The organism is Kluyvera fluvialis (assembly GCF_059725275.1).
The window spans coordinates 1,592,797-1,607,924 of the sequence record NZ_AP046142.1 but is presented as its reverse complement, the minus strand read 5'-3'; the positions used below and the strand labels follow the sequence as shown (position 1 = coordinate 1,607,924).

Here is a 15,128-nt window from a genome sequence, read left to right as displayed (position 1 = left end):
CTGCGCACAATGCCTTTACTGAAGTCACTGAGTAAGGGTTGTTATGAATCAGAGTCATTTTTTTGCCCACCTCTCCCGCCTGAAGTTAATCAATCGTTGGCCGCTGATGCGCAATGTGCGCACCGAAAACGTCTCTGAACACAGTCTCCAGGTTGCGATGGTCGCCCACGCGCTTGCAGCGATTAAGAATCGTAAATTCAATGGTCAGGTAAATGCCGAGCGAATTGCACTGCTGGCGATGTATCACGACGCCTCTGAAGTGCTTACCGGCGATCTCCCTACGCCCGTGAAGTATTTCAATTCGCAGATAGCCCAGGAATACAAAGCGATTGAGAAAATCGCCCAGCAGAAACTGCTCGATATGGTGCCGGAAGAACTACATGATATTTTTGCGCCGCTGATCGATGAGCACCAAAGCAGCGACGAGGAAAGAGCGATTGTGAAGCAGGCCGACGCATTATGCGCGTACCTGAAATGCCTGGAAGAATTGTCGGCAGGCAATAACGAATTCCTGCTGGCGAAGGGGCGTCTTGAGAAGACCCTGGCAGAACGCCGCAGCGACGAGATGGATTATTTTATGGCGGTATTTGTGCCGAGCTTCCATTTGTCACTGGACGAAATCAGTCCAGATTCACCGCTGTAGCCTCCCCCTTAATGCCTGATGGCGCTGCGCTTATCAGGCCTACCATCTCACAATACCGCATCGACTACTAAGCCTGATGGCGCTGCGCTTATCAGGCCTACACAGATTTGTAGGCCGGATAAGGCGAAGCCGCCATCCGGCAATGGGTATCAGAACGGGAACAGAATCGGAATCAGCACTACGCATACCACCATCACCATCAGCGTAAACGGCACGCCGATTTTGATAAAATCGCTAAAGCTGTATTTCCCTGGCCCCAACACCAGCGTGTTAACTGGCGAAGAAACTGGGGTCATGAAGGCTGCGGAAGCCGCCATCGCCACCACCATGGCAAACGGATAAGGCGACACGCCCATAGATTGTGCCGTCGCCAGCGCAATCGGCGCCATCAATACTGCCGTGGCGGTGTTCGAAATAAACAGCCCAATAGCCGCACACATCACAAACAGGCAACCCAGCATCAAGTATGGCCCCTGCCCACCGCCCACTTCCATCAGCCCTTTGACCACCAGATCCACCCCGCCGGTTTTTTGCAACGCCAGCGCGAACGGCATCATGCCGACAATCAAAATAATGCTCGGCCAGTGAATAGACTTATACGCACTCTGCGCGTCAATACAGCGGAATTTGCCCATCAGCAGACAGGCGATAATCGCGGCAATCGGATTAGGAATTTCATCGGTTAGCATCAATGCCACCATCAGCACCAGGCAGAAAATCGCATGTGGCGCTTGGCTGTGCGCCGGTGACGCGTCACTGACCTCCTCCGGCAAATTGAGCACCACAAAGTCGCGGCCATTTTGCCCCAGTTGACTAATCAGCTTCCAGTTGCCCACCACCAGCACGATATCACCCAGTTGAAGCGGCTCATCAACTACCGAACCGTCCAGCGCCTGACCGTCACGTTTAAGCCCCACCACGTTGAGGCCATAACGGGTACGAAAGCCCATTTCGCGCACCGTTTTCCCCAGCAGTTCAGATTCTGGGATCAGCGAGACTTCCGCCATCCCCACATCCAGCGCCTGGTCAGAAAAATACTCGCCGCGCAGTATCATCGGCTCCAGCATCTGCTCGCCGCAGAACTGACGTAAATCGACATCCGCCGCCGACATATCAATTAACAGCACATCGCGCGCACGGAATTCCGAAACCCCGTTCACATTGACGATCACCCGGCGAAAACGACGCCAGCGCTCCACACCAATAATGTTGGCGCCGTAACGCTCGCGCAGCTTCATGTCATCAAGGCGTTGACCAATCATCGGTGAACCAGGGCGAATAGCGAGGCGGCGCGCACGGCCAGTTAAGCGGTAGTCTTTAATCAGGTCGCGGAAGGTACTGCGCTTGCGACCATCGCGCGGCAGACCATTTTCATCACCCTTAAGCATAAAGCGCATGATAAGCATGTAAAAAATGCCTAGCACCAGCACCACAAGGCCAATAGGCGTGACGCTAAAGAAGCCAAAACCTTCCAGCCCTTCACGAATGAGTTCACTGTTAATCACCAGGTTCGGCGGTGTTGCCACCAGCGTCATCATGCCGCTGATAAGGCCAGCAAAACTGAGCGGCATCATTAAACGCGAGGGGGAGGTATTCATGCGCATCGACACGCTCAGCACCACTGGGATAAAAATAGCGACGACCCCAGTCGAGCTCATAAACGCCCCCAGCCCAGCCACCGTGAGCATCAGGAAAACCAGCATTTTGGTTTCGCTATTCCCTGCTACCTGCACCAGCCAGGCCCCCATTTTGGTTGCCACACCGGTACGCACCAGCCCATCGCCGATAATAAATAGCGCGGCAATCAAAATTACGTTGGGGTCGCTAAAACCGGAAAACGCTTCACTGAGTGTCAGCGTGCCACTGAGGACAAACGCCACAATAATGCCCAACGCGATAGCATCCATGCGCACTTTACCGGTAGCAAACAGCACCACCGCAATCGCTAACAAACAGAGCACCCAAATCAATTCACCGTTCACAGCACATCCTTGTTATCAAATAAGCGGTAAGATCTTCAGTTAAAAGGTGTTAATCATAGTGGCAGAAAAAAGCCCCAACGATGAGGGGCTAAATCATAAGATCATGCATTGTGCGTGACGTTCACCAAAGCGTCAGGCAATTTATCAATGCGTAGTGCTTCCAGCGCGCCCTCCAAATCCAACAGGAAACTTTCACAGCGCACGGCAAATTCTCCTTATGCGTTGATAATTTGGTTAATTTCGTTGCTGCTGAGGTGATACTGACGTGGGCAGCCGTGCCATACATTCAGCATCCGCTGGTATTTATCCCACATTGGCGTTTGTGCGTTGAAGCCGTGAGTACCGGCGTCGAAATGGGTGTAGCGGCCTTCAACATTAACCATAAAGCGCACGTACCCCAGGAAGCGAGCTTCGGTGGCGGCGTCAAAGCCGAGGAAGGTGACGCGACGTTCGTCGATGGTGTCGGCGTCTTTCAGGTTTGTCCACGACACATGCAGCGCGTGGTACATCTCCATGATGTCGATGATGATTCGGCAAGTCTCCTCTTTCAGCTCGCCAAATTCTCTGTCCAGTTCGCGCATCTGCAAACCATAACCGCGTTCAATGATAGTTTGCAGGCGGCGGTAGCGCTCAGCGTTGTCGGGATCAAGCATAGTCATCATCTTGTACTGATTAGACAAAATCAGACGTTGAGCATGGGTCATTTCCATTTTTCGACTCCTGTTGCGCTTTAAGGCATAAAAAAAGACACAATAAATGTGTCTTCTTTTATATGCGTTTTTGATGGTCAATTACAAATCATCAAGGAAAGTTTTATCCAGTTGTTTGAAGGCGCGCTTAAGCGTGTCAGCCAACGCTTGATAATCTGGCTTCCCTTCAACGGGGGCTAATGCCTGCCCGGCCTCTTGTAATTTCCCGCGCACTTCATGAAACCACTGTAGCGTAGAAGGCGGTAACGGCGTGACGGAGCGCTTGCCCAGCCACCATAATCCTTGCATCGGTAAACTGAGCGCAAACAGCGCGGTAGCCACGGCTGGCCCTAGCTGGCCGCCCAGGGCTATCTGCCAGCAGAGGGTGAAAATCGCCAGCGGCGGCATAAAACGAATCGCGTGACGCGTCGCGCGGATAACCCGGTTTTCAACAAACACCAGTGCAAGACGTTTCTCTAATGGCCACGTCTTTGCGTAATACTGCCCCCGGCTAAACAAACTGAAAAAACTGACCGGGCGCTGCTCGGGAGTTGACATGGCTTACCTCAACTTCTTTTATAAAGATTAAAATATTTTTGCAAAACAACAACTGGGTATGACAACGTTCAAAAAATTTTGGCATAGCTCCTGCAATCAGGTATTCTGTGCCAGCCTGAGATAACCCGATTCTATACCCGTCGTCTTTCAAGTTGTAGGTGCGTTGGCTACCTTCGTTAGCCCCAGCTACAAAACGCTGATTTATCTTCAGCCGACAGCTTGAAGTCCATAGGGGAAATCCCTCCGGCATATCAAATTATCGCATATTCTGCCATTGGCTGAAAAATATGCAAAATGACTTAGAATCAATATGTATTTCTTAGATCATGCCTGAAAAGTGTTCTGGGCATGATGTTAATCATAAATGTCGGTGTCATCCTGCGCTACGCTTTATGACTCATTGACGTTTTTTTAGCCACGTATCATAAATAGGTACTTCCATGTCGAGTAAGTTAGTACTGGTTCTGAACTGCGGTAGCTCCTCACTGAAATTTGCCATCATCGATGCCACTAACGGTGAAGAATACCTCTCTGGTTTAGCCGAATGTTTCCATCTTCCGGAAGCACGTATCAAATGGAAAATGGACGGCGGTAAACAAGAAGCTGCTTTAGGTGCAGGTGCCGCTCACAGTGAAGCGCTGAACTTCATCGTTAATACTATTCTGGCACAAAAACCAGAACTGTCCGCACAGCTGACCGCTATCGGCCATCGTATCGTACACGGCGGCGAGAAGTACACCAGCTCCGTTGTTATCGACGAATCTGTTATTCAGGGTATCAAAGACTCCGCGTCTTTCGCTCCACTGCATAACCCAGCTCACCTGATCGGTATTGCTGAAGCGCTGAAATCTTTCCCGCAGCTGAAAGACAAGAACGTTGCTGTGTTTGACACCGCGTTCCATCAGACCATGCCGGAAGAGTCTTACCTCTATGCCCTGCCGTACAGCCTGTACAAAGAGCACGGCATCCGTCGCTACGGCGCGCACGGCACCAGCCACTTCTATGTAACTCAAGAAGCGGCAAAAGTGCTGAACAAACCGGTTGAAGAACTGAACATCATCACTTGCCACCTGGGCAACGGTGGTTCCGTTTCCGCTATCCGTAACGGTAAATGCGTAGACACTTCTATGGGTCTGACCCCACTGGAAGGCCTGGTCATGGGTACTCGCTCTGGCGATATCGATCCGGCAATCATTTTCCATCTGCATGACACTCTGGGCATGAGCATCGACCAGATCAACAAGATGCTGACCAAAGAGTCCGGCCTGCTGGGTCTGACCGAAGTCACCAGCGACTGCCGTTATGTAGAAGACAACTACAAAGAAAAAGAAGACGCTAAACGTGCAATGGACGTTTACTGCCACCGCCTGGCGAAATACATCGGCTCTTACACTGCGCTGATGGATGGTCGTCTGGACGCCGTTATCTTCACCGGTGGTATCGGTGAAAACGCCGCAATGGTGCGTGAACTGTCCCTGGGTAAACTGGGCGTTCTGGGCTTCGAAGTTGATCACGAACGTAACCTGGCTGCCCGCTTCGGCAAGTCTGGCTTCATCAACAAAGAAGGCACCCGTCCTGCCATCGTTATCCCGACCAACGAAGAACTGGTCATTGCACAAGACGCCAACCGTCTGACTGCTTAATATCACACCGCCAGCCTAGCTGGCGGTGCTGTTTTGTATCCCGCCTGAAACTGGCGGTAACGAAAGAGGATAAACCGTGTCCCGTACTATTATGCTGATCCCTACCGGAACCAGCGTCGGCCTGACCAGCGTCAGCCTCGGCGTAATCCGTGCTATGGAACGCAAAGGCGTTCGTCTGAGCGTCTTTAAGCCAATCGCTCAGCCGCGCTCCGGTGGCGATGAGCCAGACCAGACTACCACCATCGTTCGTGCTAACTCATCGACCACTACCGCGGCTGAACCGCTGAAGATGAGCCACGTAGAAGGCCTGCTTTCCAGCAATCAGAAAGATGTGCTGATGGAAGAGATCATCGCCAACTACCACGAAAACACCAAAGATGCGGAAGTTGTGCTGGTTGAAGGCCTGGTCCCAACCCGTAAACACCAGTTCGCGCAGTCTCTGAACTACGAAATCGCGAAAACGCTGAATGCGGAAATCGTGTTTGTTATGTCTCAGGGCACTGACACGCAAGAACAGCTGAACGAGCGTATCGAACTGACTCGCAACAGCTTTGGCGGCGCGAAAAACACCAGCATCACCGGCGTTATCGTTAACAAACTGAACGCACCGGTTGATGAGCAGGGCCGTACTCGCCCAGACCTGTCTGAGATATTCGACGACTCCTCCACCGCGAAAGTAGTTAAAATCGACCCAGCTCAGCTGAGCAACACCAGCTCTCTGCCGGTTCTGGGCGCGATCCCGTGGAGCTTTGATCTGATCGCGACTCGCGCTATCGACATGGCGCGTCACCTGAACGCAACCATTATCAACGAAGGCGACATCAAAACCCGCCGCGTTAAATCTGTTACCTTCTGTGCGCGCAGCATTCCGCACATGCTGGAACACTTCCGTCCAGGTTCTCTGCTGGTCACTTCCGCAGACCGTCCTGACGTGCTGGTTGCCGCTTGCCTGGCCGCGATGAACGGCGTTGAAATCGGTGCACTGGTTCTGACCGGTGGCTACGAAATGGACGCGCGCATCAGCAAACTGTGCGAACGTGCATTCGCAACCGGCCTGCCAGTATTCATGGTGAACACCAACACCTGGCAGACCTCTCTGAGCCTGCAAAGTTTCAACCTGGAAGTTCCGGTTGACGACCACGAGCGCATCGAGAAAGTTCAGGAATACGTGGCTAACTACATCCAGGCTGACTGGATTGAATCTCTGACCGCGACCTCCGAGCGTAGCCGTCGTCTGTCTCCGCCAGCATTCCGCTACCAGCTGACCGAGCTGGCGCGTAAAGCGGGCAAACGCGTTGTTCTGCCAGAAGGCGACGAACCGCGTACCGTTAAAGCTGCCGCTATCTGTGCTGAACGTGGTATCGCTACTTGCGTACTGCTGGGCAACCCAGACGAAATCAACCGCGTTGCTGCCGCTCAGGGTGTTGAACTCGGCGCTGGCATCGAAATCGTTGACCCAGAAGTGGTTCGCGAAAGCTACGTTGCTCGCCTGGTCGAACTGCGTAAGAGCAAAGGCATGACCGAAACCGTCGCCCGCGAACAGCTGGAAGACAACGTGGTTCTCGGTACTCTGATGCTGGAGCAGGACGAAGTTGACGGTCTGGTATCCGGTGCGGTTCACACCACAGCGAACACCATCCGTCCACCGTTACAGTTGATCAAAACAGCACCAGGCAGCTCGCTGGTCTCTTCTGTGTTCTTCATGCTGCTGCCAGAACAGGTTTACGTTTACGGCGACTGCGCGATCAACCCAGATCCAACCGCTGAACAACTGGCAGAAATCGCTATCCAGTCTGCTGACTCTGCGATTGCTTTCGGTATCGAGCCACGCGTAGCGATGCTTTCCTACTCCACCGGCACTTCTGGTGCAGGTAGCGATGTTGAGAAAGTTCGCGAAGCGACTCGTCTGGCTCAGGAAAAACGCCCTGACCTGATGATCGACGGCCCGCTGCAATACGACGCCGCCGTTATGGCTGATGTTGCAAAATCTAAAGCGCCGAACTCTCCGGTTGCTGGTCGCGCTACCGTGTTCATCTTCCCAGACTTGAACACCGGTAACACCACCTACAAAGCGGTACAGCGTTCTGCCGACCTGATCTCCATCGGGCCGATGCTGCAAGGTATGCGCAAGCCGGTGAACGACCTGTCTCGTGGTGCTCTGGTTGACGATATCGTCTACACCATCGCACTGACTGCGATTCAGTCTTCCCAGCAGGGCTAAGCCTCTGACCGCCCTTTGTGCGGGCGGTTAAGGTAAAAAAAATCCGGCAACGGGAAACCGTTCCGGATTTTTTTATGCCTGCGATTTAGCGCGAAATTACTCGGCTTCTTCCACAGTCTGAGATTCATTTTTCGCGTTGCGGGTCATCCACAGCGCCAGGGCTTTCAGCGAATCATCGGTAAACTCATCGCAGCGGGCGGTTATCTCTTCCGGCGTCAGCCAGCACACCTCGCTCACCTCTTCTTCCTGTAGGGCAAACGGCCCGTGGGAAACACAGCTAAACAGGCTTCCCCAGACGCGGCAATTCTTATCTTCAAAATAGAACTGACCGTGGTCGGCGAACGGTACGCCGGCGATCCCTAACTCTTCTTCTGCCTCGCGACGGGCGGAATCCAGCAACGGTTCATCAGCTTGAACAACACCGCCTGCGGTGGCATCCAGCATCCCCGGCTGGTAGTCTTTTGTCTCCGTGCGACGCTGTACCAGGATTTTGCCCATACCATCGTGAACTACGATATAGGTCGCCCGGTGACGCAGGCACTGCGCGCGCATTTGTTCACGGCTCGCTTGTGCGATGACCTCATTGTCTTCGTTGACAATATCGACCCATTCCGTGCTTGCCAAATGATTCTGCTCGACCATCCGAAAACCTTAAATTGAAAGCGCTCTTACGGCGCGTTTTATGTTGATGGGTAACTTACGGGTTAATAGCAACCTCTGCAATAACCTGTTGATCATTGAGTGCCAAAACTTGCAGTTTACTCCCGTCAAGCAGCCCATAGCTGGCAGCAAAACCGCCTTTAGGAATGCTAACCGAACCCGGATTAAATAAGAATATCTCACCGTGTTTTTCTGCAACCGGCAGGTGCGTATGACCATAAACCAGCACATCGCCAGAAGCCAACGGCGGGAGATTATTGGGGCTATAAAGATGCCCGTGGGTCAGAAACAAGCGCTGATGCTCGGTGAGCACCTGCTGCCAGGGCGCGGTGATAGGAAACTGCAACAGCATCTGATCCACTTCGCTATCGCAGTTGCCACGAACGGCAATGATACGCTCGGCGACCGCATTCAGCCGCTCGGCAACCTGTGCAGGAGCGTAGCCTTCCGGTAGTGCATTACGCGGCCCATGATTGAGCACGTCGCCCAGAATAACCAGCCAGCGAGCGCCACTTTCAGCAAACAGCCTCAGTACGCGCTCGGTAGCGGGTAAAGATCCGTGAATATCCGATGCAAACATCAGTTTCATTAGTCAAATCCCCACAATGATAAGCCCTCATTATCATAATGGATTACATCACTTTTTTCAGCCTGCACGTTTGGCCGAAAGCGCCACATAACGCTGAACCGACGCCCGCTGCCACTGAAAAGTGGCATAGTCAGCAAGCGGTTCTGGTACATCATCGCCATGCAGCACCAGACGGTTAAGCATTAACGCCAAATCGGTATCGGCAATACACCATTCACCAAACAAATTCTGCTTGCCGTGGGAGAGAAGTGTACTGGCGGTGTCAAACAGTTTAGCCGCGCTTTGGCGGCCTGCTTCACTCAAAGGTGCTTTTTTCTCGGCGGCGAAAATGACTGCGGTCGAACGCTCCTCACGAATAGGCATTAAATCACTGCGTAGCCACGCCTGAACCTGGCGGGCAAGCGCGCGTTTTTGCTTATCATGAGGGTACAACCGCTCCCATTGTGGCGGCGCAAACTGTTCATCGAGGTATTCGGTAATGGCGGAGGATTCGCCAAGGACAAAGCCGTCAACCTCGATCAACGGCACACGGCGGGTTGTGCCGTAACCTTTCCAGCCTGACTGTAAATGCTCACCAAGGCTCAAATTGACCGTGTTGAGCGTGAACGGCAGCCCTTTTTCCTGGAGAGCAACATAGACGGACATCACATAAGGCGAGAAAAAATAGGAATCAGACCAAAGCGTTATCACAGGCTGGCTCATAGCGACCTCAATCACAGGCTAGAAATACACGAATGAGGGGCACGGCCCCCGCGTCCCTCTGACAGAACAGCCAACATAGCCTGTCTATTCGGCGATGTCACTGGCCGACAACATGAGGATTTTGCATACGCATGTCACACGGTGAGATATATCGCTGGCAGTGGGAACGCCGCCAGCAAAAGTTTATCATCAACGTGGCGGCCTACGGCTGTACTATCCCAGACACCGCCACGTATTCGTTTATTGAACTGGCGCACGAACGGAATACCCGTCGCACGCTGCCGCGCTGAAGATGCTTTAGTGTATGATGACCTGGACAACAATAATTAAGGAGAATACCTGCAATGTCTCAGTCCAACGCGGTTATCCGCATTAAAAATTTACGCCTGCGCACGTTTATCGGCATTAAGGACGAAGAGATCGCTAACCGCCAGGATGTGGTTATCAATATTGAAATTCGCTATCCGGCAGACAAAGCGCGCAACAGCGAAGACATTAACGATGCGCTGAACTATCGCACCATCACAAAAAGCATTATTCAGCACGTAGAGAATAACCGTTTCTCTTTGCTGGAAAAATTAACGCAGGATGTGCTCGATATCGCACGTGAACATCATTGGGTCACCTATGCTGAAGTTGAGGTCGATAAACTTCACGCGCTGCGCTATGCCGACTCGGTGTCTATTTCCTTGAGCTGGCAACGCTAAGCGCCCCTGTGGGAGGTCGCATGAGAATTCTGCTAACCGGCGGTACTGGGCTGATTGGCCGCCACTTAATTCCGCGTTTACAGGCGCTCGGGCACACGATTTGCGTGGTCACTCGCTCGGTGGAGAAGGCGCGCCAGACGCTCGGCGACAACATCGAGCTGTGGTCTGGGCTCCAGCATGTTTCCTCTCTCGACGGTTTCGACGCCGTGATTAACCTCGCGGGTGAGCCGATTGCCGACAAACGCTGGACGCCGCAGCAAAAACAGAAGCTGTGCGACAGCCGCTGGATAATGACCCAACGGCTAAGCGAGCTGATTCAGGCCAGCGACACGCCGCCTGCGGTACTGATTTCCGGCTCAGCAACCGGTTATTACGGCGATCTCGGAGAGGTGGTGGTCACGGAAGAAGAGCCGCCGCACAACGAGTTTACCCACAAGCTGTGCGCCCGCTGGGAGCAAATCGCCAGCACGGCGCAAAGCCCCCGCACCCGCGTCTGCCTGTTGCGCACAGGCGTAGTACTCGCGCCACAGGGCGGCATTTTGGCGAAAATGCTACCGCCGTTTAAGCTCGGCCTCGGAGGGCCTATCGGCAGTGGTCGGCAGTATCTGGCGTGGATTCATATCGACGATATGCTCAATGCGATTTTGTGGCTGCTGGATAACGACCTGCGCGGGCCGTTTAATCTTGTCTCGCCTTACCCCGTGCGCAACGAGCAGTTCTCCCACGCGTTGGGACACGCGCTGAATCGCCCGGCGATTTTACGCGTCCCCGCAATGGCAATCCGCCTGCTGATGGGGGAGTCATCGGTACTGGTGCTTGGCGGCCAGCGAGCGCTACCCAAACGGCTTGAAGCCGCTGGTTTTGCCTTCCGCTGGTACGATCTGGAAGACGCGCTTGCGGATATTCTTGGCGCACGGAGTTAAGCGCAGCGCTTCAGGGCCAGACTTCCGCTGGCCCTTCCCCCACTCATAGCTGGAACCCTGCTCGCATTTCAATCATCACGCAGCCCCATCTTCATGTTAAACGTGAAGCGGCTTCCAACGTCCCACCGTTAATTTTGTCATAACCCCCCGCAGCGCGATGGGCGCAAACGGCATGTTGACAACCGTCAACAAACGGCGAATACTCCACGGGACACATTGATGAAGGAACATCCAGATAAACATATCCGAGCCGCCATTCATTACGCGCTGAAGCGCGGGTGGCTGTTTATTGACGGCGGTAAAAGTGCTCACTGTTTTGGGCGGCTGAAATGCGCAACGGCAGATCCCCGCGAACATATGATGAGTATCTGGTCAACGCCCGCAGTGCCTGTCAACCACGCACGGCAAATTATGCGCATGGTTGATCGCTGTACGCGTGTCCATTGATAACCACGAGAGGCAAGGCAATGCCATTATTTAATTTCACGCTGACGCTTTCAGGCGTTACGCGACATACCCCACAATTAGAAGAATCCCTGTACGCCGCCCACTGCGACGATGCGTTAATTTGCTTTTACGGCACAGCGGTGTATCTCGATTTTGACCGCGACGGCGACACGTTGGAGCAGGCCATTTTATCCGCCATCCAGGATATTGAATCCGCCCCGTCGCTAAATGCGCGCGTCGAATCCGTAGACTCCACGCTGGTCGGCCTTAGCGATATCGCTGAACTTTCCGGAGTTTCCCGCCAGGCTATTTCGCTGCTCAAAGATGGCGCGCGCGGAGCCGGTCAATTTCCTGGGCCAATTCAACGGGTGAAAGGAAGTTCGCCACTTTGGCGCTGGAAAACCGTCGTCGATTGGCTGGTTGCAGAAGGCCGCATAGACCGCCAATCCCCCCTGGTCGCCCATGCCCAAACGTTGGATAGCCTTAATCTGGCGCTACAGCTGCGCGCCTCTCAGGAGCGCAATACCGTTATGCACTACGTCCAGCAGCTAAGCCATATAGCAGCCAATAAGCGCTAACACCATGTTATTACGCTTTTTGTGGTGCTAAGGTAGGCCAACTGACTTCGTACTACGGCAGACTTTATGGTTACACTCACCACTCCTCGGCTACGGCTTTCGCCGTTTAATGAACGCGATTGGCCTTTTTTCCTCCAGTTACGGCAGAACCGCGAGGTGATGCGTTTTATGGGGGAGATCCTTGATGAGGCGGCGCTGCGCGCGGTATTCAGGCTGCGCTGCGAGGAAGCTGGTATTTTCGTTCTGCGTGATCAACACGGTACTGCACTTGGCGACATTGGCCTGCGGGTGAGCAGTAAAAACCCGCATGAAGCCGACGTCGGTTACGCGTTGCTGCCACAGGCGCAGGGGAAGGGATTCGCCAGTGAAGCGCTTGGCGCTATCTGCGAGTATGGATTTAACCAACTGTCGCTATGGGCCATCAATGCATGGGTTTTAGGCGATAATCACAGCTCGGCGCGGCTGCTGGAAAAACACGGCTTTACGCGCACCCAAGTGCTGGAAAAAGCCTATCAGATAGACGGCGTGTACTACGATGATTGGGTTTATCGGCGGGAAAACGCCCTTACGCATCCATAAGGGCGGGTAATATTTACTTGAGCGCTCCGCTAAGAAACTGTTGTAGGCGTGGGCTTTTCGGTTGACCAAAGACCTCATCCGGGTGACCTTCTTCTTCAATTTTCCCCTGATGCAGGAAAATCACGTGGGAAGAGACATGGCGGGCAAAGCCCATTTCATGCGTCACCACCACCATCGTTTTCCCCTCTTCCGCCAGTTGCTGCATGATCCGCAGCACCTCGCCCACCAGCTCAGGATCAAGCGCGGAAGTTGGCTCATCAAACAGCAACACTTCCGGTTCCATCGCTAAAGCGCGAGCAATCGACACGCGCTGCTGCTGCCCACCGGACAAATGCACCGGATATTTCCCCTGCTGACGCTCGTCAATGCCCACTTTGGCGAGATATTTCATCGCGCGGTCACGGGCCTCTTGCTTGCTCAAGCCCAGCACCTGAATAGGCGCTTCCATCACGTTCTCCAGCACCGTCATATGGCTCCAGAGGTTGAAGTGCTGGAACACCATCGTTAAGCGAGTACGCAGCAGGCGTAGCTGATTTTTATCCGCCACTTTCAGTTGCCCATCGCTATCACGCACCAGGCCAATGTTCTGCCCGTTGACAATAATCGTCCCTTCACTCGGTTTTTCGAGGAAGTTAATGCAGCGCAGAAATGTGCTTTTACCCGAGCCAGACGAACCGATAATGCTTATCACATCGCCAGCATTGGCCTGGAGTGACACGCCCTTCAGCACCTCATGCTCACCGTAGCGTTTGTGCAGGTCAATTACGTTTAGTTTTTTATCAGCCATCATGTTCTCAGTGCGTAGAAGACGGTTTCACATGCTGAAGCCAGCGTTTTTCCGCTTTGCGGAACAGGCGAATCAGCACATAAGAGATAATCAAATAAAGCACAGCCGCAATGCCGAAGGCGGTAAACGGCTGATAGGTTGCGGAGTTAATATCGCGGGCAATTTTCAGCAAGTCCGGCACGGTGGCGGTGAAGGCCAGCGCAGTCGAGTTCAGCATTAAAATCACTTCATTGCTGTAAGCCGGCAGCGCAATGCGAAGCGCCGACGGCAAAATAATGCAGCGATACAATTTAAACGGCGAGAAGCCATAAGCCCGTGCCGCCTCAATTTCTCCCGCCGGAACCGCGCGAATCGCTCCGGCAAAAATCTCGGTGGTGTACGCACAGGTATTGAGCGTTAACGCCAGCACCGTGCAGTTCAGGCCGCTGCGGAAAAAGGCATTCAGCAGTTCCGTGCCCTTGACGATTTCAAGCGTATACATGCCGGAGTAAAACACCAGCAACTGCACATACAGCGGCGTACCACGAAAAATATAGGTAAACAGCCAGACCGGAAATTTAATGTAGGGATTGCCAGAGACACGCGCGATAGCCAAAAAGAGCGCCATCACGCCGCCCATCACCACCGACAGCACCAGCAGCCATAAAGTGATAGCCACGCCGGTAAAACGGTAGCCGTCTGTCCACAGTAGCGCTTTCCAGTATTCTTGAATGATTTCAATCACAGGTCAGCCCTCTTTACGCCTACGGAATAGCGGCGTTCGAGCAGCAGCAATACGCCATTAGAAACGGTGGTAAATAGCAGGTAAATCGCCCCACAGACGATGGCGAAGTAGAACGGCTCCCAGGTGCTTTTGCCCGCAAGCTGGGTGGCTTTGACCACATCTTCCAGCCCCAGTAGCGACACCAGCGCGGTGGCTTTTAAAATCACCTGCCAGTTGTTGCCAATGCCCGGCAGCGCATAGCGCATCATGGCGGGAAACAGAATGCGGCGGAAGGTTTGCCCGCGCGTAAAACCAAACGCCGTAGCCGCTTCAATATGCCCACGCGGCACGGCCATAAATGCACCACGGAATGTTTCGGTAAAATAGGCCCCATAAATAAAGCCCAGCGTGATAATCCCGGCCATCATCGGGTCAATATCAAACTGCGTAAGCCCAAGAGAATCGGTCAGGACGTTAAGCGCCATTTGCAGCCCGTAAAAAATGAGCAGCATCAGCACTAAGTCCGGTACGCCGCGAATCAGCGTCGTGTAGCCTTCAAAAATAAGCGCCAGAAAACGATTAGGGGAAAGTTTTGCCCCCGCGCCCACTAAACCAATCAGCACCGCCAAAACCACAGAGCTGAGAGCCAGCTCCAGGGTCACGACCGCACCTTGAAATATAACCTGTGAAAACCCGTGCAGCATACCGCCAACCCTG

At 53.5% G+C, this 15,128-nt stretch carries 18 protein-coding genes; 9 read left to right on the top strand and 9 right to left on the bottom strand.

The features are described 5' to 3' along the window. Positions 1–43: 43 nt before the first annotated feature. Positions 44–643: a 5'-deoxynucleotidase gene (gene yfbR / locus AC6I4B_RS07750; RefSeq protein ID WP_497770776.1), complete on the top strand. Its 600-nt coding sequence runs from the start codon at positions 44–46 to the stop codon at positions 641–643. A gap of 149 nt (positions 644–792) precedes the next feature. On the opposite strand, the gene AC6I4B_RS07745 is transcribed toward yfbR, so the two are convergent. From AC6I4B_RS07745 to yfbV, 3 genes are all read right to left on the bottom strand, one after another. Then, positions 793–2,625, bottom strand: a complete 1,833-nt coding sequence (locus AC6I4B_RS07745) for an SLC13 family permease (RefSeq protein ID WP_497770775.1) — start codon at positions 2,623–2,625, stop codon at positions 793–795. Between the two features lie 215 nt (positions 2,626–2,840). Further along, positions 2,841–3,335, bottom strand: coding sequence for a YfbU family protein (locus AC6I4B_RS07740; protein ID WP_497770773.1), 495 nt, complete (start codon positions 3,333–3,335; stop codon positions 2,841–2,843). An 81-nt stretch (positions 3,336–3,416) separates the two neighbouring features. Continuing rightward, the gene (gene yfbV / locus AC6I4B_RS07735) at positions 3,417–3,872 is read right to left on the bottom strand and encodes a terminus macrodomain insulation protein YfbV (RefSeq protein ID WP_497770771.1); all 456 of its coding nucleotides are present in this window, start codon (positions 3,870–3,872) and stop codon (positions 3,417–3,419) included. Positions 3,873–4,312: 440 nt separating this feature from the next. Here yfbV and ackA point away from each other — a divergent pair, with 440 nt between their 5' ends. Continuing rightward, positions 4,313–5,515 carry an acetate kinase gene (gene ackA, locus AC6I4B_RS07730; RefSeq protein WP_497770769.1) on the top strand — a complete coding sequence of 401 codons (1,203 nt, stop codon included), beginning with the start codon at positions 4,313–4,315 and terminating at the stop codon, positions 5,513–5,515. Between the two features lie 76 nt (positions 5,516–5,591). Next, positions 5,592–7,736, top strand: coding sequence for a phosphate acetyltransferase (pta, locus tag AC6I4B_RS07725; protein WP_497770767.1), 2,145 nt, complete (start codon positions 5,592–5,594; stop codon positions 7,734–7,736). 96 nt (positions 7,737–7,832) lie between these two features. Here pta and yfcD read toward each other — a convergent pair whose 3' ends face one another. Genes yfcD through yfcF form a run of 3 tightly spaced genes read right to left on the bottom strand, consistent with a single transcriptional unit; the run spans position 7,833 to position 9,687 of the window. Continuing rightward, positions 7,833–8,378 carry an NUDIX hydrolase YfcD gene (gene yfcD / locus AC6I4B_RS07720; RefSeq protein ID WP_497770765.1) on the bottom strand — a complete coding sequence of 182 codons (546 nt, stop codon included), beginning with the start codon at positions 8,376–8,378 and terminating at the stop codon, positions 7,833–7,835. A 55-nt stretch (positions 8,379–8,433) separates the two neighbouring features. Next, the gene (gene yfcE, locus AC6I4B_RS07715; RefSeq protein ID WP_497770764.1) at positions 8,434–8,985 is read right to left on the bottom strand and encodes a phosphodiesterase; all 552 of its coding nucleotides are present in this window, start codon (positions 8,983–8,985) and stop codon (positions 8,434–8,436) included. Between the two features lie 57 nt (positions 8,986–9,042). Further along, a complete protein-coding gene (gene yfcF, locus AC6I4B_RS07710) occupies positions 9,043–9,687 on the bottom strand; it encodes a glutathione transferase (protein WP_497770763.1) in 645 nt (214 codons plus the stop codon). Positions 9,688–9,818: 131 nt separating this feature from the next. Between yfcF and AC6I4B_RS07705 the strand changes: the two genes are divergently transcribed. The 6 genes from AC6I4B_RS07705 to AC6I4B_RS07680 all read left to right on the top strand — a co-directional run bounded on the left by AC6I4B_RS07705 (position 9,819) and on the right by AC6I4B_RS07680 (position 12,921). Next, complete coding sequence (locus tag AC6I4B_RS07705) at positions 9,819–9,977, top strand: hypothetical protein (protein ID WP_497770761.1); 159 nt, start codon at positions 9,819–9,821, stop codon at positions 9,975–9,977. Positions 9,978–10,031: 54 nt separating this feature from the next. Beyond that, positions 10,032–10,394, top strand: coding sequence for a dihydroneopterin triphosphate 2'-epimerase (folX, locus tag AC6I4B_RS07700; RefSeq protein ID WP_497770760.1), 363 nt, complete (start codon positions 10,032–10,034; stop codon positions 10,392–10,394). 20 nt (positions 10,395–10,414) lie between these two features. Further along, positions 10,415–11,317, top strand: a complete 903-nt coding sequence (locus tag AC6I4B_RS07695; RefSeq protein WP_497770758.1) for a TIGR01777 family oxidoreductase — start codon at positions 10,415–10,417, stop codon at positions 11,315–11,317. 219 nt (positions 11,318–11,536) lie between these two features. Further along, entirely contained in the window at positions 11,537–11,764 is a 228-nt protein-coding gene (locus AC6I4B_RS07690; protein ID WP_497770756.1) for a hypothetical protein, read from the top strand. Positions 11,765–11,784: 20 nt separating this feature from the next. Next, positions 11,785–12,342 carry a DNA-binding protein gene (locus AC6I4B_RS07685; RefSeq protein WP_497770754.1) on the top strand — a complete coding sequence of 186 codons (558 nt, stop codon included), beginning with the start codon at positions 11,785–11,787 and terminating at the stop codon, positions 12,340–12,342. A gap of 66 nt (positions 12,343–12,408) precedes the next feature. After that, positions 12,409–12,921 (top strand): GNAT family N-acetyltransferase, encoded by a 513-nt coding sequence (locus AC6I4B_RS07680; RefSeq protein WP_497770753.1) that lies wholly within the window; start codon positions 12,409–12,411, stop codon positions 12,919–12,921. A 13-nt stretch (positions 12,922–12,934) separates the two neighbouring features. Here the strand turns inward: AC6I4B_RS07680 and hisP are convergent, their stop codons facing one another. The 3 genes from hisP to AC6I4B_RS07665 are packed head-to-tail and all read right to left on the bottom strand — an operon-like array spanning position 12,935 to position 15,115. Continuing rightward, positions 12,935–13,708, bottom strand: a complete 774-nt coding sequence (gene hisP, locus AC6I4B_RS07675) for a histidine ABC transporter ATP-binding protein HisP (protein ID WP_497772057.1) — start codon at positions 13,706–13,708, stop codon at positions 12,935–12,937. A gap of 7 nt (positions 13,709–13,715) precedes the next feature. Continuing rightward, a complete protein-coding gene (locus AC6I4B_RS07670) occupies positions 13,716–14,432 on the bottom strand; it encodes an ABC transporter permease (RefSeq protein WP_497770751.1) in 717 nt (238 codons plus the stop codon). Then, positions 14,429–15,115, bottom strand: a complete 687-nt coding sequence (locus AC6I4B_RS07665) for a histidine ABC transporter permease HisQ (RefSeq protein ID WP_497770749.1) — start codon at positions 15,113–15,115, stop codon at positions 14,429–14,431. The genes AC6I4B_RS07670 and AC6I4B_RS07665 overlap by 4 nt, the downstream gene beginning before the upstream one ends. Positions 15,116–15,128: the final 13 nt, after the last annotated feature.